We start from the raw sequence: 19,397 nt of genomic DNA, 5'->3' as shown, positions 1-19,397 counted from the left end.
TCTCCTGTTGATCAGCGTTTGAAATTGGCGGGTACAAACGGCATGCGTGCGACCTTAACGGCCATACGCTTGCCCCTGACCTCACCATAAAGCGTGGTGCCCTCGGCGGCATAGTCCGAAGTGACATACCCCATGGCGACAGGGCCGTTGACCGAGGGGCCGAACCCGCCGGACGTCACTTCTCCGATTTGTTCGCCACCTTCGACGCTGGCAAAAATCGGGGTGTGGGCGCGCATCGGGGCGCGGCCTTCTGGCAGCAGTCCAACGCGTTTGCGCGGCGCGCCGCCCGTCATCTCATTTAGGATCGCGACAGCCCCCGGGAACCCGCCCTCGCGGTCACCTCCAATGCGTCGTACTTTCTGGATCGCCCAGGTCAAACCAGCCGCAACCGGCGACGTGCCGGCGTCAATATCATTGCCATAGAGACACAGACCGGCTTCGAGCCGAAGCGAATCCCGGGCACCCAGGCCAATGGCCTCGACCTCGCCCATATCCAGAAGCGCGCGTGCCAGCTCGTCCGCCCGGCCCTCGGGCACACTGATTTCATAGCCGTCCTCACCGGTATATCCCGAGCGCGACACCCAGCACTCTGCCCCGGCCAGTTCAACCGTGGCGACATCCATGAATTTCATCCCGGCAACGTCCGGGTTCAGCCGCGACAGCGCCGCCTCTGCCGCCGGCCCCTGCAAGGCGATCAGCGCACGGTTGGTCACGACCTCAACCGTCACATCCGGTTCCAGCGCAGCGCGCATCCGGGCAATATCACCGTCTTTGCAGGCAGCATTGACCACAACGAACAGATGGTCGCCGCGGTTGGCAAACATCAGGTCATCCTCGATACCGCCCGTCCCGTTGGTGAACAAGCCATAGCGTTGGCGACCCTCGCCCAGACCCAGCACATCCATCGGGACCAGCTTTTCGAACGCGGCTGCTATCGTGGCATAGTCCGCCCCGCGCAGGATCACCTGCCCCATGTGGCTGACATCGAACAGGCCCGCCGCCATCCGGGTGTGCAGATGCTCTTTCATCACGCCAAGCCCGTATTGCACCGGCATTTCATACCCGGCAAACGGCACCATCTTGGCACCCAATGCGACGTGAAGATCGTAAAGCGGCGTGCGCTTCAACTCAGCCATGGTCTTGCTCCCGTGTCCGTCCGAAAGCGCCCAATCCAATTGAAACACGTCCGGCATCGCTCTTTGCACGCAATTCGGCGTGCATCCGATGCCCCCTCTGTCCTTTCGCCTGAGATCGTTATCCCTTCGGCGGGCGCAACCGCGCCACTCTCCAGAGTGTCTTTGTCGAGAATCGGTCCCTTCGGCCTGAGAGTTTCCGGGGCGGTTGCTCCTTCGGCACCGGACACGTCCGGTTCTCCCGATTCACGGGCGCAACCTAGTGCGGAGGTTGAACTCTGGCAAGAGCTTTCAGACGTGGCAGGGTTCCGGCGTCAGGATCCCGGCCAGAACCGGGTTGTCGCAGACCAGCGCATCGAGCGTCACCTTGTCGAGACGGGCAAAAAATGCCTCGGCCGCCTCGCGCAAAGCACCACGCAGGCGGCAGGCGGATACCAGCGGACAGGATCCGTCCATATCCGCGAAGCAGTCGTTAGGGCCGGTGGCGGTTTCCATCTCGCGGAAGATCTCGCCAATTTCGATCTGCTCGGGGGGCCGTGCCAGCTCAAGCCCGCCATTGCGCCCGCGCTGGGTGTGCAGGTATCCCTGCTGACCAAGTTGGTTGATTACCTGTGCAAGGTGGTTTTCGGAAGCGTTGCAGACCTTGGCAATCTCGGATTTGGTCACCAGCCGGCCGGGATTTGCGGCGCAATACATCAGCACACGCATCGCAATATTGGTTCGTTTCGTGATCCGCACGTTGTCCCCCCAGTGTCCATCCGGTGTCCGCAGCAAGTATCGGACGAGTATGACGTTATCCCGACTTTGAGGAATTGACATACGTCAAGTGGCGCGCAAGCTGGTCCTATGACACGCCCCTATTTCTTTGGCTACGGCAGCCTCGTGAACCGCGATACCCATGACTTTCCCGATGTGCGCAAGGCACGGTTATCGGGGTGGAAACGGGTCTGGCGCCATACGACTTGGCAACCCCGCCCCTTTCTGACGGTCGAGCGATGTGCTGACGCCGCGATCGACGGTCTGATTGCCCATGTGCCTGACGGAGACTGGGCCGCGCTGGATCAACGCGAGGCCGGTTATGACCGGGTCGAGGTCACCGCACTTGTCAGTCACGACGCGAATTTTGCCATGAACATAGCAACTTACACAGTTCCCGAAGGAAAGCACACACGCCCGACGGACGATCTTCCTATCGCGCTGTCCTATCTCGACGTGGTGGTCGAGGGTTACCTGCGAGAGTTTGGCGAAGCGGGTGTGCAGGGTTTCTTTGCCACGACCGATGGTTGGGACGCACCCTTTGTGAACGACCGCGCCCAACCCCGCTACAGCCGGCATCGCCCGGTCAGTAAGTTGGCCAAGGAAATGGTTGATGACTTCATGTCCGAAACCGGGGCTCAACTGGCACACAAAAAATCCTGACCTCCCAAGACATGTTACATATTTTCGAGAAAAGATGTCACTGATGTAACATTTTTCTTGCCTCGAATCGGCATATCTCATATCCCGACCATGCGGTCGGCTTTTGTGCCGCATGAACAGGAGATGCTTTCGAATGGATGCTTTCATCTGCGACGCGACCCGGACACCCATCGGACGCTATGGCGGGGCCTTGTCCTCGGTCCGCACGGATGACCTTGCGGCCCTGCCAATCGCGGGATTGATGGCGCGCAACCCCTCGGTCGACTGGGCCAGTCTTGACGACGTGATCTATGGCTCGGCGAACCAGGCGGGAGAGGACAACAGGAATGTCGCGCGCATGGCCGCGCTTCTTGCGGGGCTTCCCGTCGATGTACCCGGCACGACGATCAACCGTCTTTGCGCTTCGGGCCTTGACGCGGTCGGGATGGCGGCCCGTGCCATACGGTCAGGCGATCAGGACATGGTGATCGCGGGGGGCGTCGAAAGCATGTCGCGCGCGCCCTTTGTAATGCCCAAGGCCGAAACCGCCTTTTCGCGCGCCAACGCAGTCTATGACACCACCATCGGCTGGCGTTTCGTGAACCCGAAGATGAAGGCGCAATATGGCATCGACTCGATGCCCCAGACGGCGGACAATGTCGCAGCCGACTATGGCGTCAGCCGCGAAGACCAGGATGCTTTTGCCGCCCGCAGCCAGTCCCGCTGGGCCGCCGCGGATGCGGCCGGCGTATTTGACGACGAAATCACCCCGGTAGAAATCCCGCAACGCAAGGGCGACCCGCTGATTGTCGACAGGGACGAACACCCCCGCTCCGGAACCACACCCGAAACGCTGGCCAAGCTGCGCGGCATCAATGGTGCCGACCTGACAGTGACGGCGGGGAACGCCTCAGGCGTGAACGACGGCGCGGCGGCAATCCTTCTGGCCAATGAAGCCGCTGCGGCAAAGAACGGCCTGACCCCGATGGCCCGCGTCGTCGCGATGTCCGTCGCCGGAGTCGAACCCCGTGTCATGGGCATCGGTCCGGTTCCCGCCATGCGCAAGGTGCTGGCACGCACGGGTCTCACCATCGAGCAGATGGATGTGATAGAATTGAACGAGGCGTTTGCCGCCCAGGGACTGGCAAGCCTGCGCGAATTGGGTGTCGCTGACGACGCGCCCCATGTGAACCCCAATGGTGGTGCGATTGCCATCGGTCACCCGCTGGGAATGTCCGGCGCACGACTGGTGCTGACGGCCGCCTATCAATTGCGACGCACTGGCGGGCGCTATGCGCTTTGTACCATGTGTGTCGGGGTCGGACAGGGCGCCGCCCTGATCCTTGAACGTGTCTGACGGGAGGAGCAGACGATGTATGCACAGATGATCAAGACCGCCTCGGACGGCGTCAAATCGCGGGACGAAATGTCCCCCGAAGAGTCCGCGTTCCAGGACAAGATCGACAATGACATCAAGATCGAGCCGCGCGACTGGATGCCCGAGGATTACCGGCGTACCCTGATCCGCCAGATCGGGCAGCACGCCCATTCGGAAATCGTCGGCCAATTGCCCGAAGGCAACTGGATCACCCGCGCGCCCACGCTGGAGCGCAAGGCGATCCTGCTGGCCAAAGTGCAGGACGAGGCCGGTCACGGGCTGTACCTTTACTGCGCCGCGGAAACGCTGGGCGTCAGCCGCGATGAACTGACCGAAATGCTGCTGGATGGCCGGATGAAATACTCGTCCATCTTTAACTACCCGACGCTGAACTGGGCAGATATCGGCGCGGTCGGCTGGTTGGTCGACGGCGCGGCGATCATGAACCAGGTGCCCCTGCAACGGACGTCTTACGGGCCCTACAGCCGTGCGATGATCCGCATCTGCAAGGAAGAGTCGTTCCACCAACGGCAGGGCTACGACATCATGATGAAGATGGCGAAGGGCACGCCAGAGCAGAAAAAGATGGCGCAGGATGCTCTCAACCGCTTTTGGTATCCCTCGCTGATGATGTTCGGGCCATCCGACAAGGACTCGGTCCACTCGGCGCAGTCGATGGCGTGGAAGATCAAGATCAACACCAATGACGAACTACGCCAGAAATTCGTCGACCAGACGGTGCCGCAGGCCGAATACCTTGGCCTGACCGTCCCCGACGAGAACCTCAAATGGAATGACGAAAAAGGCGGCTACGACTTCTCGGAACCCGATTGGTCCGAGTTCTTTGCCGTCATCAAGGGCAACGGTCCCTGCAACCGAGAACGCATGAACGCGCGAGTGAAGGCCTGGGAAGATGGCGCTTGGGTGCGCGAGGGCCTGCTGGCACATGCTGAGAAGAAAGCGGCCCGCAAGGTCGCGGCAGAGTAAGGGGAAAGACAGATGAAAAACGAATGGCCCCTCTGGGAAGTATTCATCCGAGGACAACACGGAATGAGCCACCGCCACGTTGGTTCACTTCATGCGCCAGATGCCGAAATGGCCATCAAAAACGCGCGCGACGTCTATACCCGCCGCAACGAAGGTGTGTCGATCTGGGTCGTCGAAGCCCGTCATATCACGGCCACGGCACCGGGTGAAAAAGGCCCGCTGTTCGAGCCGTCGGAATCCAAGGTCTATCGCCACCCGACCTTCTTCGACATTCCCGATGAAGTGGGGCACATGTGATGGCTGTCGATCAAGGCAAACTGCTCGAATTCCTGCTGCGGATGGGCGACAACACGCTGGTTCTGGGGCATCGCGTCTCGGAATGGTGCGGCCATGCGCCCGTACTGGAAGAAGACATCGCACTGGCCAATACCGCGCTGGACCTGATCGGACAGACTCAATTCTGGCTGGGTTACGCCGCCGAGGTGCAGGGCGAGGGCAGGACCGCCGATGACCTTGCGTTCCTGCGCGACGCCTGGGATTTCCGCAACGTGCTGCTGGTGGAATTGCCGAACGGCGATTTTGGCCAGACCCTGATGCGCCAGTTTCTGTTCGACGCATGGTCCTCGATCATACTGGACCGCTTGACTGCATCCTCTGACCCTCGTGTTGCCGAGATCGCTGGCAAGGCGGCAAAAGAAGCCGCCTATCATGTCGAACGCTCGTCCGACACCGTGATTGGCCTTGGGGACGGAACCGAGGAAAGCCACAAGCGCATGCAGGCGGCGCTGGATTATCTTTATCCATACGTTGGCGAATTGTTTGAAAGCGATGCAGTGGACGCGGCGATGACCGAAGAAGGCATCGCGCCGGACCCTGCCAGCCTGCGGGCTGATTACAACGCGCTTGTGGGAAAGGTTCTGGCCGAAGCGACGTTGAGGCTGCCCGAGGGCGCCTATTCGCACAATGGTGGACGCACGGGCCGGATGCACACGGAACATCTGGGTCACATGCTGACCCAGATGCAATGGCTGCAACGCGCCTATCCGGGCGCGGCGTGGTGACGGCGTAGAAAGCCTCCGCTCCCTCCCTCTTGGGCGTGGGCGGAAGTTGCCCGGCGCATCGCTGGGGCGAAACAGGAAAACCGGCATGACCGCAGTGACGACAAAACCTGGTCTCGACCAAATCTGGCAATGGCTCGACGCCGTGCCCGACCCCGAGATTCCCGTAATCTCTCTGGTCGATCTTGGCATTATCCGCGACGTTGTCTGGCAGGAGGACACGCTTGTCGTGACCGTCACCCCGACCTATTCCGGCTGCCCTGCGACCTCAATCATCAATCTCGATATCGACACTGCGCTCCGGGGGCACGGGATCGCCAAGCTTTCGCTGAAAACCCAACTGGCCCCGGCATGGACCACCGACTGGATCAGCGACAAGGGCCGCGCGGCGCTGGAAAACTATGGCATCGCGCCGCCGCAACCCGCTGGCGGCCCGGACCGCTGCCCCCATTGCCAGGGGCGGAACCTCGAGAAGCTGAGTCAATTCGGCTCGACACCATGCAAGGCCCAGTGGCGCTGCCGCGACTGTCTTGAACCTTTCGACTATTTCAAGTGCATCTGAGGGAGGAACCCATGGCGCGCTTTCATGACCTGACCGTCACTGACATCAAAAAGACAATCCGCGATGCTGTGGTGGTGACCCTGCGCCCGGAAAACGGTGCGGCGGCTGACTTTGACTTTACCCAAGGCCAGTACCTGACCTTCCGCCACGACTTTGACGGCGAAGAGCTGCGACGCTCATACTCAATCTGCGCCGGCAAGGACGACGGCGTCCTGCAAATCGGCATCAAGCGGGTCGAGGGCGGCGCGTTTTCGACCTGGGCCAACGAGGACCTCAAAATCGGTGACCGGCTTCAGGCCATGCCGCCGATGGGTGGGTTCTTTACTGAACTCAATTCCGACAATGCCAACCACTACCTTGGCTTTGCCGGCGGGTCCGGCATCACACCTGTCCTGTCGATCATCAAGACCACTCTGGCGCGGGAACCAAAATCGTCTTTCACACTTGTCTACGCCAACAAGGGTGTGAACACGATCATGTTCCGGGAAGAGATCGAGGACCTGAAGAACCTCTATCTGGGCCGGTTCAACGTGATTCACGTTCTTGAATCGGATGCACAGGAAATCGACCTGTTTACCGGGCTGGTGACGGAAGAAAAATGCGCACAGCTGTTTGAACACTGGATCGACATCGATAGTGTCGACACTGCCTTTATTTGCGGCCCGGAACCAATGATGCTTGGGATTGCCTCGGCGCTGCGCAAGGCGGGGTTGGACGACAGCCAGATCAAGTTTGAACTGTTTGCTTCGGCGCAACCCGGACGGCTTGCCCGCAAGGTCGTCGCAAAGGACGCCGCCAAATCCGCCAACATGACCAGCGCCGCAATCACGCTGGACGGCGCAACGCAGACATTCGACATGCCGAAGGACGTCACCATCCTTGATGCCGCGCTCGAAAATGCCATGGACGCGCCCTATGCGTGCAAGGCCGGGGTCTGCTCGACCTGCCGCTGCCGGGTGTTGGAGGGTGAAGTTGAAATGGTCGCGAACCACGCGCTTGAGGACTACGAGGTCGAGAAGGGCTATGTCCTGTCGTGCCAGTCCTTCCCGCTGACCGACCGCGTCATTGTCGATTTCGACCAGTAAGGGGGCCAGGATGAACGACCAGATGAAGATCGAAGACTATCTTGCCCAGGGCGGTGTCCTGACCAATCCCGCCAACGTGCCGCCGCGTTATCGCGCCGAGGTGATGAAGCTGATGGCGACGTTCGTGGACAGCGAACTCGCGGGGGCAGCCGGGTTTGCCGACATCATCAATCAGGGACCGGGGATCAAGGAACGCATCGCGGCGGCCAAGATCGTTCTTGAGAAGACCGACAATGCCGATCGCGTGCTGCGCATCATGGGCGAGTTTGGGGCCGACACGGACCGCTACGCCAATCACCACCCCTGGACCGCGCGCCTTGGCCGCGACGCCGATATCGGCGCCTCGCGAAGCGATCACGACATGCGCCTTGCGGTGTTCAACTACCCGCTTCAGGGCTGGGCCGACGCCGTGGTGATGAACCTTCTGATGGGCCGTGCCGTCGGGGTGCAATTGGCAGAATTCTCCTTGATCTCCTACCAACCGCTCGCCGACGCCTTCCGCAAGATCGCCCCGATCGAAGCGCGCCACGCAGAGCTTGCCGCCGAAGGGATTGAGCGATTGGTCGTATCCGAAGGCGCCGCGCCGCTTCAGGCATCAGTCGACTATTGGTGGCCGCGTGTTTCGGCATCTTTCGGATCGGACTCAAGTGCCAAATTCGATACGCTCAAGGCGATGGGTATTCGCCGCACCGCGAATGCCGATCTCCGTCAACGGTGGGAGGCCGAGACTGCGGTCATTCTGTCGGACCTCGGATTGAAAAAGGGATAGGGACAAGGGGCAGCGAATGCCCGTTTACACCGCGCCCAGGCCACCAAGGGTCAGATCCGTTACCATCTGCGCATAGTCCTGCCGCGCTTTGGTGCCGGCACCGGTATTCCACATGTAGTACCAGTTCAGCATACCGAAAACCGACATGGTGGCAGCGCGCAGCTTGGTCTTGTCCTGCCCCAGCGTGTCCGGCGCGTTACGGGCAAGGATCGCACTGACAAACTGGATCATGTCGCGTTGATAGCCGCGCAACAACGCCTGTTGTTCCTCCGCCAGTGCCGCCATGCCTGAAAGCTGAACCTTATGTTCATCATCCGCCCCCTGATAGGCCAACAGGATTTCAGCGACACAGGCATGCAACTGCTCCGCTGGTGTGAGGCCGTCGATCCGGGTGCCACAGACCCGGTCCCTGAGTTCGCAAAGATATGTATCGAGAAGGTCGAACAGCAACGCATCCTTGCTGTCGTAGTAGTGGTAGATGTTCGCCTTCGAAATCCCACATTCGCGCGCCAGCATCGACATCGACGCGCGATCGAACCCCTGTTCGGCAAAGACCCGCGCCGCCGACTTCAGGATCGCGCCGCGTTTCTCGTCATGGTCCTTGGCTATTGTCCGGGCCAATGGCTCACTCCTTGTTGCGGTTATCGATCACGCGCTTGGCCTTGCCCTGGCTGCGTTCAACCTCACCCGGATCACCTACAATAATTTCAGTAGAAACCCCAACCATATCCTTGATCCGCTTGGTCAGCATTCGGGCCGCCGCCGCCTTGGACATCTCATCCGCTGCGTTCGGCATCGCTTCGACAAAGACCCGCATCGCGTCCATGCGGCCCGACCGATAAAGCTCGATCTGGTAATAGGGCGCCAGGCCACCTGTCGCCAGCACCTGTTCCTCGACCTGGCTGGGGAAAACATTGACGCCGCGCAGGATGATCATGTCGTCGCTGCGCCCGGTGATCTTTTCCATCCGACGCATGGTCCGCGCGGTGCCCGGCAGCAGCCGGGTCAGGTCACGGGTGCGATAGCGGATCATCGGCAGGCCTTCCTTGGTCAGGGTGGTAAAGACCAGTTCGCCCATCTCCCCGTCCGGCAGCACCTCGCCGGTCGCCGGGTCGATGATCTCGGGCAGGAAGTGGTCCTCCCAGATCACAGGGCCATCTTTGGTTTCGACGCATTCGCTGGCGACACCCGGCCCCATGATCTCGGACAGGCCATAGATATCAACCGCGTGCATGTCGAATGCGGCTTCGACTTCCTGGCGCATGGCGTCGGTCCACGGCTCGGCGCCGAACACACCCACCTTGAGAGAACTGTCTCGCGGATCCAGCCCGTTCTTGTGATATTGCTCAAGGATATTAAGCATATAGGATGGTGTCACCATGATACCGTCCGGCCTGAAATCGGTAATCAGGCCAACCTGTTTTTCGGTCTGGCCACCCGACATCGGCACCACCGTCGCCCCCAGGCGTTCGATCCCGTAGTGCGCGCCAAGCCCCCCGGTAAACAGCCCATACCCATAGGCATTATGCACCATGTCACCCTTGCGCAAACCCGCCGCCCGCAACGAGCGCGCCACAAGGTCAGCCCAGTTGTCGATGTCCCGCTGGGTATAGCCCACCACCGTCGGCTTCCCTGTCGTGCCTGACGAGGCATGAAGTCGGATGATCTCGGACCGGGGTACGGCAAACAGGCCGAACGGGTAATTGTCGCGCAGGTCGTTCTTGTAGGTGAACGGGAACTTCGCAAGGTCGGACAATTGCTGCAGGTCCTTTGGATGAACACCCGCCTCGTCGAACCGCGCCCGATACATCGGCACATTCTCATAGGCATGGGCGACGGACCATTTCAGCCGCTCCAGTTGCATTGCGCGGATCTCGTCGATCGAGGCGATCTCGATCGGGTCGAGTGTTTTGCGGTCCGGTGTCAGGTCTTCCATGTCTTTCCCTCCCTAGTCCTGTTCGTCGAACAATGTGCCCGCAATAGCCCGGGACATGCCGCGGAATTCTGCGATCTTCACTCCGTCCTGATTGCTGACAGTCACGTCATAGATGCCGCTGCGCCCGGCCAGGCTGACCTCGGTTGCATGAGCGGTCAGCACGTCCCCCAATCGCCCCGGAGCAAGAAAAGAGATCAGGTTGTGTTGTGCCACAGTCGCCTGATTGCGGCTGTTGCAGGCAAAGGCAAAGGCGCTATCGGCCAGCATGAAGGTCACGCCGCCATGACAGATGCCGTGGCCGTTGCAATGGTGTGCGGCGACGGTCATCGACAGGGTCGCCGTTCCCTCGTCCACATGGTTGATTGCCATGCCCGCCCATTTCGACGCATTGTCATCGGCCCACATCGCATCGGCGGATTTCCGGGCGCGTTCCTGCGGCGTCATGGTCATTTCCCTTTGAACTCCGGCGCACGCTTTCCAAGGAAAGCCGCAACCCCTTCGGCATAGTCGGCGCTTTCCCCGCAAGCTTTTTGATACTCCGCCTCGATCTCAAGCTGCTGGTCCAGAGTGTTAGTGGCCGCCTGCTGAATCGCATCCTTGGCCCGCGCCAGTCCCAGCGTCGGCCCCTGCGCCAGTTTCTGCGCCAGCGCGCGTGCTTCGTCCATCAGCACTTCATCCGGCAGCGCCTTCCAGATCAGACCCCATTCGGCAGCTGTTTCCGCCGGCAGCGGTTCCGCCGTCAGCGCCAGCGCCTTGGCTCGCGCCTCGCCCAGCAAGCGCGGCAAGTGGAAAGTGCCGCCCGCATCCGGCACAAGACCGACCTTGGCAAAGCTCTGGATGAACTTGGCCGATTGTGCCGCCAACACGATGTCGCAGCCCAGCGCAATATTGGTGCCCGCCCCGGCCGCGACACCGTTCACGGCGCAGATCACCGGCATTTCCAGCGCCCGCAACTGGCGCACTAGCGGGGCATAATATGTGCGAATCGTTTGGCTCAGATCCGGTGGTCCGTCCATCTTGGACGGGTCGCGGTCGCCAAGATCCTGCCCCGCGCAGAACCCGCGCCCGGCGCCGGTCAGCAACAGGGCCCGCTTGCCGCTTTCCGCCGCTTCGGTGAGCGCCGAACGCAATTCAAGGTGCATCGCGTCATTAAAGCTGTTCAGGCGGTCGGGCCGGTTTAACGTCACCTCAACCCAGCCTCCATGATCCCGCACCAGAACAAGATCGCCCATGTTTCCTCCCACTGGCAGACAGTCCTCACGGAATCTCTTGCATAAACCGAACGGTTGGTCAATAAAAAGCCATCCAGACAGAAGGAGATCACAATGGGTATCCGGGAAATCGCCAGTTTCGCACACGGAGAATGGATCGCGCCGGGCGCGGGTGCGCGACCGATCGCCAGCGCCATCACCGGAGAGGTGATTGCCCAAGCCGGCAACGATGGGCTGCGGGTGATCGACATGCTGGACTATGCGCGAACTACCGGCGGCCCGGCCCTGCGCAAGATGACCTTCCATGACCGCGCCCGGATGCTGAAAGCGCTGGCGACGGAGATCGGCAAGCACAAGCAGGCGCTTTACGATCTCAGTTTCGAAACCGGGGCGACCCAAGCTGACCACATGATCGACATCGACGGCGGCATCGGCACGATGTTCGTTTTTGCGTCGAAAGGCCGTCGGGAGATGCCCGATGCCCATGTTTTCCTTGACGGAGAGATCGAACAGCTGTCGCGCAACGGCACCTTCCTGGGACAGCATATCTGCACACCTCTGCAAGGCGTCGCGGTCCATATCAACGCATTCAACTTCCCGGTCTGGGGGATGCTGGAAAAGCTGGCCCCGACCCTTCTGGCCGGTGTGCCAGCCATCGTCAAACCGGCAACTGCCACCTGCTATGTGACCGAACTGGCCGTGCGGATCATGCTTGATTCGGGCCTGCTTCCCGATGGGGCCCTGCAACTTGTCTCGGGCGGCGTCGGTGACATGCTGGATCACCTGACCTGTCAGGACGTGGTCAGCTTCACAGGCTCTGCCGACACGGCCTTCAAACTGCGCTCATCGGAACATCTGATGCGGGAATCGGTCCGGTTCGTGGCCGAGCAGGACAGCCTGAACGCCTCGATCCTTGGCCCGGATGCGATTCCCGGCACACCCGAATTCGACCTGTTCATCAAGGAAGTCAGCCGCGAGATGACGACGAAAGCGGGACAGAAATGCACCGCGATCCGCCGCATCATCGCACCACAAAGCCAGACCGAGGCAGTGATCGACGCGCTTTCGGCGCGTCTGGCCAAGACGCAAATCGGCGATCCCCGCCTTGAAACCACCCGCATGGGGGCGCTGGTCTCGAATAGTCAGAAACGCGACGTTCTGGAGAAAGCGGCCATCATCAGCACCGAAGCCGAACGCGTGTTCGGTGACCCGGACAGCTTCGCCGTCGACGGGGCGGACCGGGACAAGGGGGCGTTCCTGCCGCCCATGCTGTTCCATTGCGCCGATCCCGACGCCGCGACCCGCATCCATGACACCGAAGCATTCGGCCCAGTCTCGACCGTGATGGGCTATCGCGATCTGGATCACGCCATCGCATTGGCCAATCGCGGGCAAGGGTCGCTGGTGGCATCGGTCATCACCCATGACCCCGCAGTCGCCCGCGAGGTGGCGCTTGGCGCGGGTGCATTCCACGGACGACTCTATTTCAACAACCGCGACTCGATGAAGGAATCGACCGGCCACGGCTCACCCCTGCCGCACATGGTACATGGCGGCCCCGGTCGCGCTGGCGGCGGCGAGGAAATGGGCGGCGTGCGCGGCGTGAAACACTATATGCAACGCACCGCGATTCAGGGCTCCCCGGACATCCTGACCGCGATCGGAAGCCAGTGGGTGCCCGGCGGGACCGAGATCGCAGGCCCCGCGCACCCGTTCACACGGCGCTTCGGCGATCTCGACATCGGCGAGACGATCCACACCGATCCGCGCGAAGTCACGCTGGACGATATCGAGCATTTCGCCGAGTTCACCGGCGATACGTTTTATGCCCATATGGACGACGATGCCGCCAAGCGGAATCCGTTTTTCCCCGGCCGGGTGGCGCATGGCTATCTCTTGCTCAGCTTTGCCGCCGGCCTGTTTGTGGAACCAAACGAAGGCCCGGTGCTGGCCAACACCGGACTCGACGGGCTGCGCTTCATGAAACCGGTCTCGGCAGGCGACAGCATCAAGGTCAGCCTGACCGTGAAAAAGAAAACGCCCCGCAACGAGGACTATGGCGAAGTCCGCTGGCACGTCACGCTGACCAATCAGGACGACGAGAAAGTCGCGGAATACGAGCTTCTTACCATGAACGCCTATTGACGCCAGCCCCATGGCCAAACCCGCGTCATGGCGGCTATTATCGGGCCATGACACAGACTGATCCCGAATGGTTCCAGACCTCCGTCGCGGCTTTGACCCAACACCAGACCCTGCGGGTCTGGTCGGTCATCGTCACGCTGTTCGGCGACCTTGCGCTGGGCACAGACAGCCGCGTCAGCGGCGCGTTGATGTCGCGCATCCTTGAACCGGCAGGACTGCGCCCCGAGGCGATCCGCGTCGCGCTGCACCGGCTGCGCGGCGAAGGCTGGATCACCTCACAGCGTCGTGGCCGGACCAGCCACTATGCCCTGACCCGGTTCGGCGTCGAGCAATCCGAAGCGGCGAGCCCGCGAATATACTCTCGCGCCCAGCCTGCCCTGACGACTTGCCATGTTGCAGTGCTGCCGCCAATGTCGCAGGCCGACAGGACAGAAGCCGAGACACCGTTGCTTGAGGCTGGCTATTCTGCATTGGGTAGCGGCGTTTATTTCGGAACGGTTGCCCCGCCAGAGAACCCGGACCTGTTCTGCATCGGAGCATTTGCCGATGACATGCACCTTCCCGGCTGGCTTAGGAATCAACTCGGCACCCCTTCCAGAATTGCCGCCTATCGCCAACTGGAAGCGGCGCTTGATCTGGTTGCGGAACAGCTTCCAAAAACTGGCCTCACTCCGCTGCAAACTGCCAGCCTGCGCGTGCTGATCGTGCATGACTGGCGCAGGGTGTTGCTGTCCCATGCCGACCTGCCGGATAGCTTTTTTCCCGACAACTGGCCCGGCGGCCGCTGCCGCGCAAAGGTCATGGATTTGCTAGACCGTTTGCCCCGCCCCGCGCTGGACCTGCTCGAAGAAGATTTGACTCGTCAGGCGGCCTGACGGACAAGCGTCCTAATCCTCCAACCGACATAGCTCATTCAACAGAGTCAGCAGCTCGTCATATTGACCGGCGCCCATTTTCGCGCGGAATTCATCAAGAATGGTGCGACTCTGGTCAAGGTTTTCGGCCAGCAACGCACGACCCGTTGCGGTGATCTCGATGATCTGACGACGGCGGTCTTCCTGGTCGCGGGCGCGGGTGACAAAACCCTTTTCCTCAAGTTTCTGCAGTATTCGTGTCAGGCTGGGCAGCAAAAGGACCGCGTGATCGGCGATCGTTGTTGGATCCAGCGCCCCTTCCTCATCCAGCACGCGCAGCACGCGCCACTGCTGTTCGGTCACGTCGGCGTCCGCCAACATATTGCGCAGCGGCCCCATCACCCGTTCCCTTGCGCGCAACAGAACGATGGGCAGAGATTGTGAAGTCGCGTATTTTTCGTCCGATACCGTCATATTCCCTTCATGCACAGCTACTTGGCGCAAAGCAACATTATTTCACTTGTCAACGAAGGGTGGTGCTGATTGGGTGCGCCATTGAAACAGGGGGATGAGCATGGATTGGGCGGTTTTCGAAACCTGGGGCAAACGCATCAGCGCGTGGGGGCGTCAATATCACGAGACCATTCGCAACCGTCCGGTGCGCGCACAGGTCGCACCGGGCGACATGCTGAACGCGCTGCCCGCATCGCCACCGGAGCAGGGCGAACCGCTGGACGCCGTATTCCGTGACTTCGAAGCGGACGTCATGCCCGGCATCACCCATTGGCAGCATCCCTGCTTTTTTGCCTATTTCCCGGCCAATGCCACACCACCGTCGATGCTGGCGGATTACCTGACCACAGTGATCGCGCCTCAATGCATGTTGTGGCAGACCTCACCCGCCGCGACCGAGATGGAGACCCGAATGCTGGACTGGCTACGTCAGTCGCTGGGTCTGCCCGATGCGTATGAAGGCGTGATTCAAGACTGCGCGTCCTCGGCGACGCTGGCGGCAGTGCTGACCATGCGGGAAAAAGCGCTGAACTGGGCCGGGAATGAACAGGGCCTGTCCGGGCAGGTACGGCTGCGCATCTATTGCTCGGACGAAGTGCATACATCCGTGGACCGGGCGATCTGGGTCGCCGGCATTGGACAAGAGAACCTTGTCCGCATTCCGACCAAAGGATCGATGCGCGGCATGGACCCCGATGCGCTCGAGGCGGCAATCGTCGCAGACCGCGCTGTCGGTTTCCTGCCCGCCGGTGTAATCATCAGTGTTGGTGGCACCGGCACCGGTGGCACTGACCCCGTGGGCGCGATCTGCGACGTCGCCCAGCGCCACGGTCTTTTCAGCCATGTCGACGCGGCCTGGGCGGGTGCGGCGATGATCTGCCCCGAGTTCCGAACGCTCTGGCAAGGGGTCGAAGCCGCCGATTCCATCGTTTTCAATCCGCATAAATGGCTGGGGATGCAGTTCGACTGTTCCGCCCATTTTCTGAAGAACCCCGACGACCTTGTGCGGACGCTGGCGATCCGCCCGGAATATCTCAAGACGCATGGCACCGACGGGATCATTAACTATTCCGAATGGTCGGTGCCACTGGGTCGCCGTTTCCGCGCCCTGAAAATCTGGTTCGTGTTGCGCAGCTATGGTCTGGACGGGTTGCGCGCGATGATCCGCGATCATGTCCGCTGGAGCGTCGCCCTGCATGATCGCCTTGCCGCCGCGCCCGGATTTGAAATCATCACCCCCCCGGTCCTGTCGCTGTTCACCTTTCGATTTGCCCCTGATGGTGCGACGGATCTTGATGCGCTGAACCAGCGGCTGGTGGACGCGATCAACGATGACGGCCGCATCTACTTGACCCAAACGCGGGTCAACGGCGCGCTGGCGATCCGCTTTCAGGCGGGGCAGGCCAGTTGTACCGAGGCAGACGTGGCCATGGCTGGTGACGTTATCCTTGAAATCGCCGCGCAAATGGAAAGGACCTGACCGATGCTTCGCCCCGACCTTTTGCTGTTGTGCTTTGGCTATGTCCTCAGTCAGTTCTTCCGCGCGTTTCTGGCCGTCCTCAGCCCGGTTCTGTCGGAAGACCTTGGAACCACCCCCGAAGACCTGGCCTTTGCCAGCGGCATCTGGTTCCTGGTCTTCGCCGCAATGCAGATCCCTGTAGGCGAGGCGCTGGACCGGATCGGTCCCCGCCGCACAGCCGCGGCGCTGCTGCTGATCGGCGGCGGTGGCGGCGCATTACTGTTCGCCTTTGCTCAATCGCCCACCCATGTGACGCTGGCGATGGCGCTGATCGGGGTCGGATGCTCTCCGGTACTTATGGCCAGCTACTATATCTTTGCACGATCCTTCCCAGCCGCCCAGTTCGCTACACTCGCTGCGTTGATGCTGGGGGTCGGCACGACCGGGAACCTTATTGCCTCCTACCCGATGGCGCTTGCAGCCGAGACCATTGGCTGGCGCGGGTCGCTTGTCGGGCTGGCGATCCTGTCATCACTCACGGCAATTGGCCTTGGCATCATCATCCGTGACCCGCCCAAAGTGGACCATGCGCAAAAAGGGTCGGTTCTGGACCTGCTCAGAATGCCCGCGCTGTGGCTGATCTTCCCGATGATGCTGGTCAACTACTTCCCTGCCGCCGGCATTCGCGGCGCGTGGATCGGTCCGTATCTGCAGGATGTATTTGAAATGGACACCACCGGGATCGGCAAGGCATCGCTGGTCATGGGGATCGCGATGATTGTCGGCACGCTGATTTATGGTCCGATGGACCGGGTGTTTGGCACCCGTAAATGGGTTGTCTTCATCGGCAACACTGCCGGGGCAACCGCCTGCGTTCTGCTGGCCATGTTCGGCCAGTCGAGCGCCGCCTTGTCGATCGCCCTTATGGCGGCGATCGGGTTCTTCTGTGCCTCGTTCCCGCTGATCCTGGCACATGGGCGCAGCTTTTTCCCCGAACACCTGATGGGCCGCGGCGTCACGCTGATGAACCTGTTTGGGATCGGTGGTGTCGGCCTGATGCAGGTCACCTCGGGGCCGGTTTTTGCCTCGCTTGCCGACACTGGCAGGGCAGACGCCTATTCGACTCTGTTCCTGGCCTTCGGACTGATCGTATTTGTCGCGCTTGCGCTCTATTTCTTCAGCCGCGAACAGAAAAACTGAGACAAAATCACCATTGGCGCGGGTTTTGCGATCAATGTCGCATACCCGCCCCCTTTCCCTTTTGCCCGCCACCCGTTAAAGGGAGCGTCGCTGAAACACCCCATACTGGAGATAAACATGGGTTATCGCGTCGTCGTCGCAGGCGCCACGGGCAACGTGGGCCGCGAAATGCTGAACATCCTGGCCGAGCGCCAGTTCCCCGTTGATGAGATCGCAGCGCTGGCAAGCCGCCGTTCGATCGGCACTGAGGTCAGCTTTGGCGACACCACCCTCAAGACCAAGGACATCGAACAGTTCGATTTCACCGGATGGGACATCGCCCTGTTCGCGATCGGCTCGGATGCCACCAAGGTCTATGCGCCCATCGCGGCCAAGGCGGGCTGCGTGGTGATCGATAACTCGTCGCTCTACCGCTATGACCCGGACGTGCCGCTGATCGTGCCGGAATGCAACGCCGAGGCGATCCACGGCTATGCCAAGAAGAACATCATCGCCAACCCCAACTGCTCGACGGCGCAGATGGTTGTCGCGCTCAAACCGCTGCATGACCGCGCCCGCATCAAGCGCGTTGTCGTCTCGACTTACCAGTCGGTTTCGGGTTCAGGCAAAGAGGCGATCGATGAGCTTTGGGATCAGACCAAGGCCGTCTACAACCCGACCGCCGAATACGAGCGCAAGGTCTATACCAAGGACATCGCCTTCAACGTCATTCCCCACATCGACGTCTTCATGGAGGACGGCTCGACCAAGGAAGAATGGAAAATGGTTGCCGAAACCAAGAAGATCGTCGACCCGGCGATCAAGGTCACGGCCACCTGTGTGCGCGTACCGGTTTTCGTTGGCCACTCGGAATCGATCAACATCGAGTTCGAGGATTTCCTCGACGAAGACGAAGCCCGCGACATCCTGCGCGAAGCGCCCGGCATCATGGTGATCGACAAGCGCGAGGATGGCGGCTACGTCACGCCGAAGGAATGTGTCGGCGATTTCGCCACTTTCATCAGCCGCATCCGTCAGGACAACACCGTCGAAAACGGCCTGAACCTGTGGTGCGTCTCGGACAACCTGCGCAAGGGCGCGGCTCTGAACGCGGTTCAGATTGCCGAGACCCTGGGCCGGGAAGTGCTGAAGAAGGGTTAAGGGTTCGGCAACCCATTGAAATCAAAAGGGCGTCCGTCGGGGCGCCCTTTCTCGTCTTACCGCCCACCTTTGTAGGTGATGACGTCCAGCCCTTCTTCATCGGCAGGTGGCTGGAAATGACGCACAATCGCATCGAACTGCGCTTCGGTCGGGGCAAAGGGGTGGTCGCCGCTGGCATTGCGGGCCGCAAGCCTAGCCTTGCAGATCTCATCGGGCACGTCGAGATGGTGAACGACCAGCGGAACTCCGGCTTGATCGGCCACATCCCTGGCCCAGACTCGTCGCACGCGGGTATTGGCCTGAAAATCCAGAACCACCGTCACCCCAGCCATCAACACCCCCACAACATGCGGTCCGACCACCTGCTCCAACCGCTCCGAAAACGTCACGTAATCGGCGATCGAACGCATCTCGGGCCCATACAACCCGGCCAGCATGTCATCTTCTGAGAGGATGATGGCACCCGGCTCCTGTCCGAGTTCCCGACACAGCGATGACTTGCCGGACGCGATCTTGCCGCAGACCACGTGCAATTGAGTCAATTGATTCCGCATGTTCCCCCCAAGCGG

The 19,397-nt window shown here is 61.0% G+C and carries 21 protein-coding genes and 1 riboswitch; of the genes, 13 read left to right on the top strand and 8 right to left on the bottom strand.

From position 1 onward, the window contains the following. Nucleotides 1–11 precede the first annotated feature (11 nt). Complete coding sequence (gene gcvT / locus JQ863_RS04125; protein ID WP_204113053.1) at nucleotides 12–1,136, bottom strand: glycine cleavage system aminomethyltransferase GcvT; 1,125 nt, start codon at nucleotides 1,134–1,136, stop codon at nucleotides 12–14. Between the two features lie 163 nt (nucleotides 1,137–1,299). Beyond that, a riboswitch (glycine riboswitch) is annotated at nucleotides 1,300–1,387 on the bottom strand. A 37-nt stretch (nucleotides 1,388–1,424) separates the two neighbouring features. Continuing rightward, nucleotides 1,425–1,871 carry an Rrf2 family transcriptional regulator gene (locus JQ863_RS04120; RefSeq protein WP_204113052.1) on the bottom strand — a complete coding sequence of 149 codons (447 nt, stop codon included), beginning with the start codon at nucleotides 1,869–1,871 and terminating at the stop codon, nucleotides 1,425–1,427. A 108-nt stretch (nucleotides 1,872–1,979) separates the two neighbouring features. On the opposite strand from JQ863_RS04120, the gene JQ863_RS04115 reads away from it, so the two are divergent. The 8 genes from JQ863_RS04115 to JQ863_RS04080 all read left to right on the top strand — a co-directional run bounded on the left by JQ863_RS04115 (nucleotide 1,980) and on the right by JQ863_RS04080 (nucleotide 8,370). After that, complete coding sequence (locus JQ863_RS04115; RefSeq protein ID WP_204113051.1) at nucleotides 1,980–2,552, top strand: gamma-glutamylcyclotransferase family protein; 573 nt, start codon at nucleotides 1,980–1,982, stop codon at nucleotides 2,550–2,552. Between the two features lie 133 nt (nucleotides 2,553–2,685). Next, the gene (pcaF, locus tag JQ863_RS04110; RefSeq protein WP_204113050.1) at nucleotides 2,686–3,888 is read left to right on the top strand and encodes a 3-oxoadipyl-CoA thiolase; all 1,203 of its coding nucleotides are present in this window, start codon (nucleotides 2,686–2,688) and stop codon (nucleotides 3,886–3,888) included. Nucleotides 3,889–3,903: 15 nt separating this feature from the next. Beyond that, complete coding sequence (gene paaA / locus JQ863_RS04105; RefSeq protein ID WP_204113049.1) at nucleotides 3,904–4,896, top strand: 1,2-phenylacetyl-CoA epoxidase subunit PaaA; 993 nt, start codon at nucleotides 3,904–3,906, stop codon at nucleotides 4,894–4,896. A 12-nt stretch (nucleotides 4,897–4,908) separates the two neighbouring features. Further along, nucleotides 4,909–5,193, top strand: a complete 285-nt coding sequence (gene paaB / locus JQ863_RS04100) for a 1,2-phenylacetyl-CoA epoxidase subunit PaaB (RefSeq protein WP_204113048.1) — start codon at nucleotides 4,909–4,911, stop codon at nucleotides 5,191–5,193. Next, nucleotides 5,193–5,957: a 1,2-phenylacetyl-CoA epoxidase subunit PaaC gene (paaC, locus tag JQ863_RS04095; RefSeq protein ID WP_204113047.1), complete on the top strand. Its 765-nt coding sequence runs from the start codon at nucleotides 5,193–5,195 to the stop codon at nucleotides 5,955–5,957. The genes paaB and paaC overlap by 1 nt, the downstream gene beginning before the upstream one ends. Nucleotides 5,958–6,042: 85 nt before the next feature. Next, nucleotides 6,043–6,516: a 1,2-phenylacetyl-CoA epoxidase subunit PaaD gene (gene paaD, locus JQ863_RS04090; protein ID WP_204113046.1), complete on the top strand. Its 474-nt coding sequence runs from the start codon at nucleotides 6,043–6,045 to the stop codon at nucleotides 6,514–6,516. An 11-nt stretch (nucleotides 6,517–6,527) separates the two neighbouring features. After that, nucleotides 6,528–7,601 (top strand): 2Fe-2S iron-sulfur cluster-binding protein, encoded by a 1,074-nt coding sequence (locus JQ863_RS04085; protein WP_204113045.1) that lies wholly within the window; start codon nucleotides 6,528–6,530, stop codon nucleotides 7,599–7,601. Between the two features lie 10 nt (nucleotides 7,602–7,611). Then, nucleotides 7,612–8,370 (top strand): Phenylacetic acid catabolic protein, encoded by a 759-nt coding sequence (locus JQ863_RS04080; RefSeq protein ID WP_204113044.1) that lies wholly within the window; start codon nucleotides 7,612–7,614, stop codon nucleotides 8,368–8,370. A 24-nt stretch (nucleotides 8,371–8,394) separates the two neighbouring features. Here JQ863_RS04080 and JQ863_RS04075 read toward each other — a convergent pair whose 3' ends face one another. The 4 genes from JQ863_RS04075 to paaG are packed head-to-tail and all read right to left on the bottom strand — an operon-like array spanning nucleotide 8,395 to nucleotide 11,538. After that, the gene (locus JQ863_RS04075) at nucleotides 8,395–8,991 is read right to left on the bottom strand and encodes a TetR/AcrR family transcriptional regulator (protein WP_204113043.1); all 597 of its coding nucleotides are present in this window, start codon (nucleotides 8,989–8,991) and stop codon (nucleotides 8,395–8,397) included. A 4-nt stretch (nucleotides 8,992–8,995) separates the two neighbouring features. Next, complete coding sequence (gene paaK, locus JQ863_RS04070; protein WP_204113042.1) at nucleotides 8,996–10,306, bottom strand: phenylacetate--CoA ligase PaaK; 1,311 nt, start codon at nucleotides 10,304–10,306, stop codon at nucleotides 8,996–8,998. Between the two features lie 12 nt (nucleotides 10,307–10,318). After that, a complete protein-coding gene (paaI, locus tag JQ863_RS04065) occupies nucleotides 10,319–10,750 on the bottom strand; it encodes a hydroxyphenylacetyl-CoA thioesterase PaaI (RefSeq protein ID WP_204115050.1) in 432 nt (143 codons plus the stop codon). A 2-nt stretch (nucleotides 10,751–10,752) separates the two neighbouring features. Next, nucleotides 10,753–11,538: a 2-(1,2-epoxy-1,2-dihydrophenyl)acetyl-CoA isomerase PaaG gene (paaG, locus tag JQ863_RS04060; protein WP_204113041.1), complete on the bottom strand. Its 786-nt coding sequence runs from the start codon at nucleotides 11,536–11,538 to the stop codon at nucleotides 10,753–10,755. A 93-nt stretch (nucleotides 11,539–11,631) separates the two neighbouring features. Here paaG and paaZ point away from each other — a divergent pair, with 93 nt between their 5' ends. Next, a complete protein-coding gene (gene paaZ, locus JQ863_RS04055) occupies nucleotides 11,632–13,662 on the top strand; it encodes a phenylacetic acid degradation bifunctional protein PaaZ (RefSeq protein ID WP_204113040.1) in 2,031 nt (676 codons plus the stop codon). 47 nt (nucleotides 13,663–13,709) lie between these two features. Then, nucleotides 13,710–14,537 (top strand): PaaX family transcriptional regulator C-terminal domain-containing protein, encoded by an 828-nt coding sequence (locus JQ863_RS04050; protein WP_204113039.1) that lies wholly within the window; start codon nucleotides 13,710–13,712, stop codon nucleotides 14,535–14,537. A gap of 12 nt (nucleotides 14,538–14,549) precedes the next feature. On the opposite strand, the gene hpaR is transcribed toward JQ863_RS04050, so the two are convergent. Further along, complete coding sequence (gene hpaR / locus JQ863_RS04045; protein ID WP_204113038.1) at nucleotides 14,550–14,990, bottom strand: homoprotocatechuate degradation operon regulator HpaR; 441 nt, start codon at nucleotides 14,988–14,990, stop codon at nucleotides 14,550–14,552. Between the two features lie 100 nt (nucleotides 14,991–15,090). Between hpaR and JQ863_RS04040 the strand changes: the two genes are divergently transcribed. The 3 genes from JQ863_RS04040 (at nucleotide 15,091) to JQ863_RS04030 (ending at nucleotide 18,828) form a co-directional block, all read left to right on the top strand. After that, nucleotides 15,091–16,509 (top strand): pyridoxal phosphate-dependent decarboxylase family protein, encoded by a 1,419-nt coding sequence (locus tag JQ863_RS04040; RefSeq protein WP_204113037.1) that lies wholly within the window; start codon nucleotides 15,091–15,093, stop codon nucleotides 16,507–16,509. A 3-nt stretch (nucleotides 16,510–16,512) separates the two neighbouring features. Next, nucleotides 16,513–17,688 (top strand): MFS transporter, encoded by a 1,176-nt coding sequence (locus tag JQ863_RS04035; protein ID WP_204113036.1) that lies wholly within the window; start codon nucleotides 16,513–16,515, stop codon nucleotides 17,686–17,688. Nucleotides 17,689–17,805: 117 nt separating this feature from the next. Then, the gene (locus JQ863_RS04030) at nucleotides 17,806–18,828 is read left to right on the top strand and encodes an aspartate-semialdehyde dehydrogenase (RefSeq protein ID WP_204113035.1); all 1,023 of its coding nucleotides are present in this window, start codon (nucleotides 17,806–17,808) and stop codon (nucleotides 18,826–18,828) included. 56 nt (nucleotides 18,829–18,884) lie between these two features. Here JQ863_RS04030 and JQ863_RS04025 read toward each other — a convergent pair whose 3' ends face one another. Further along, entirely contained in the window at nucleotides 18,885–19,382 is a 498-nt protein-coding gene (locus JQ863_RS04025) for a P-loop nucleotide/nucleoside kinase family protein (protein WP_204113034.1), read from the bottom strand. Nucleotides 19,383–19,397: the final 15 nt, after the last annotated feature.

It is taken from the genome of Shimia biformata (assembly GCF_016888515.1).
Classification (GTDB): Bacteria; Pseudomonadota; Alphaproteobacteria; order Rhodobacterales; family Rhodobacteraceae; genus Shimia_A; species Shimia_A biformata.
Note: the sequence above shows the minus strand (reverse complement) of the source record. Positions and strands in the feature narration are given on the sequence as shown.

Bases quoted from the DNA above. Each gene is read 5' to 3' on its own strand.
- gcvT (WP_204113053.1), bottom strand. From the start codon at position 1,136: ATGGCTGAGTTGAAGCGCACGCCGCTTTACGATCTTCACGTCGCATTG.
- JQ863_RS04115 (WP_204113051.1), top strand. From the start codon at position 1,980: ATGACACGCCCCTATTTCTTTGGCTACGGCAGCCTCGTGAACCGCGAT.
- pcaF (WP_204113050.1), top strand. From the start codon at position 2,686: ATGGATGCTTTCATCTGCGACGCGACCCGGACACCCATCGGACGCTAT.
- paaA (WP_204113049.1), top strand. From the start codon at position 3,904: ATGTATGCACAGATGATCAAGACCGCCTCGGACGGCGTCAAATCGCGG.
- paaB (WP_204113048.1), top strand. From the start codon at position 4,909: ATGAAAAACGAATGGCCCCTCTGGGAAGTATTCATCCGAGGACAACAC.
- paaC (WP_204113047.1), top strand. From the start codon at position 5,193: ATGGCTGTCGATCAAGGCAAACTGCTCGAATTCCTGCTGCGGATGGGC.
- paaD (WP_204113046.1), top strand. From the start codon at position 6,043: ATGACCGCAGTGACGACAAAACCTGGTCTCGACCAAATCTGGCAATGG.
- JQ863_RS04085 (WP_204113045.1), top strand. From the start codon at position 6,528: ATGGCGCGCTTTCATGACCTGACCGTCACTGACATCAAAAAGACAATC.
- JQ863_RS04080 (WP_204113044.1), top strand. From the start codon at position 7,612: ATGAACGACCAGATGAAGATCGAAGACTATCTTGCCCAGGGCGGTGTC.
- paaK (WP_204113042.1), bottom strand. From the start codon at position 10,306: ATGGAAGACCTGACACCGGACCGCAAAACACTCGACCCGATCGAGATC.
- paaI (WP_204115050.1), bottom strand. From the start codon at position 10,750: ATGACGCCGCAGGAACGCGCCCGGAAATCCGCCGATGCGATGTGGGCC.
- paaG (WP_204113041.1), bottom strand. From the start codon at position 11,538: ATGGGCGATCTTGTTCTGGTGCGGGATCATGGAGGCTGGGTTGAGGTG.
- paaZ (WP_204113040.1), top strand. From the start codon at position 11,632: ATGGGTATCCGGGAAATCGCCAGTTTCGCACACGGAGAATGGATCGCG.
- JQ863_RS04050 (WP_204113039.1), top strand. From the start codon at position 13,710: ATGACACAGACTGATCCCGAATGGTTCCAGACCTCCGTCGCGGCTTTG.
- hpaR (WP_204113038.1), bottom strand. From the start codon at position 14,990: ATGACGGTATCGGACGAAAAATACGCGACTTCACAATCTCTGCCCATC.
- JQ863_RS04040 (WP_204113037.1), top strand. From the start codon at position 15,091: ATGGATTGGGCGGTTTTCGAAACCTGGGGCAAACGCATCAGCGCGTGG.
- JQ863_RS04035 (WP_204113036.1), top strand. From the start codon at position 16,513: ATGCTTCGCCCCGACCTTTTGCTGTTGTGCTTTGGCTATGTCCTCAGT.
- JQ863_RS04030 (WP_204113035.1), top strand. From the start codon at position 17,806: ATGGGTTATCGCGTCGTCGTCGCAGGCGCCACGGGCAACGTGGGCCGC.
- JQ863_RS04025 (WP_204113034.1), bottom strand. From the start codon at position 19,382: ATGCGGAATCAATTGACTCAATTGCACGTGGTCTGCGGCAAGATCGCG.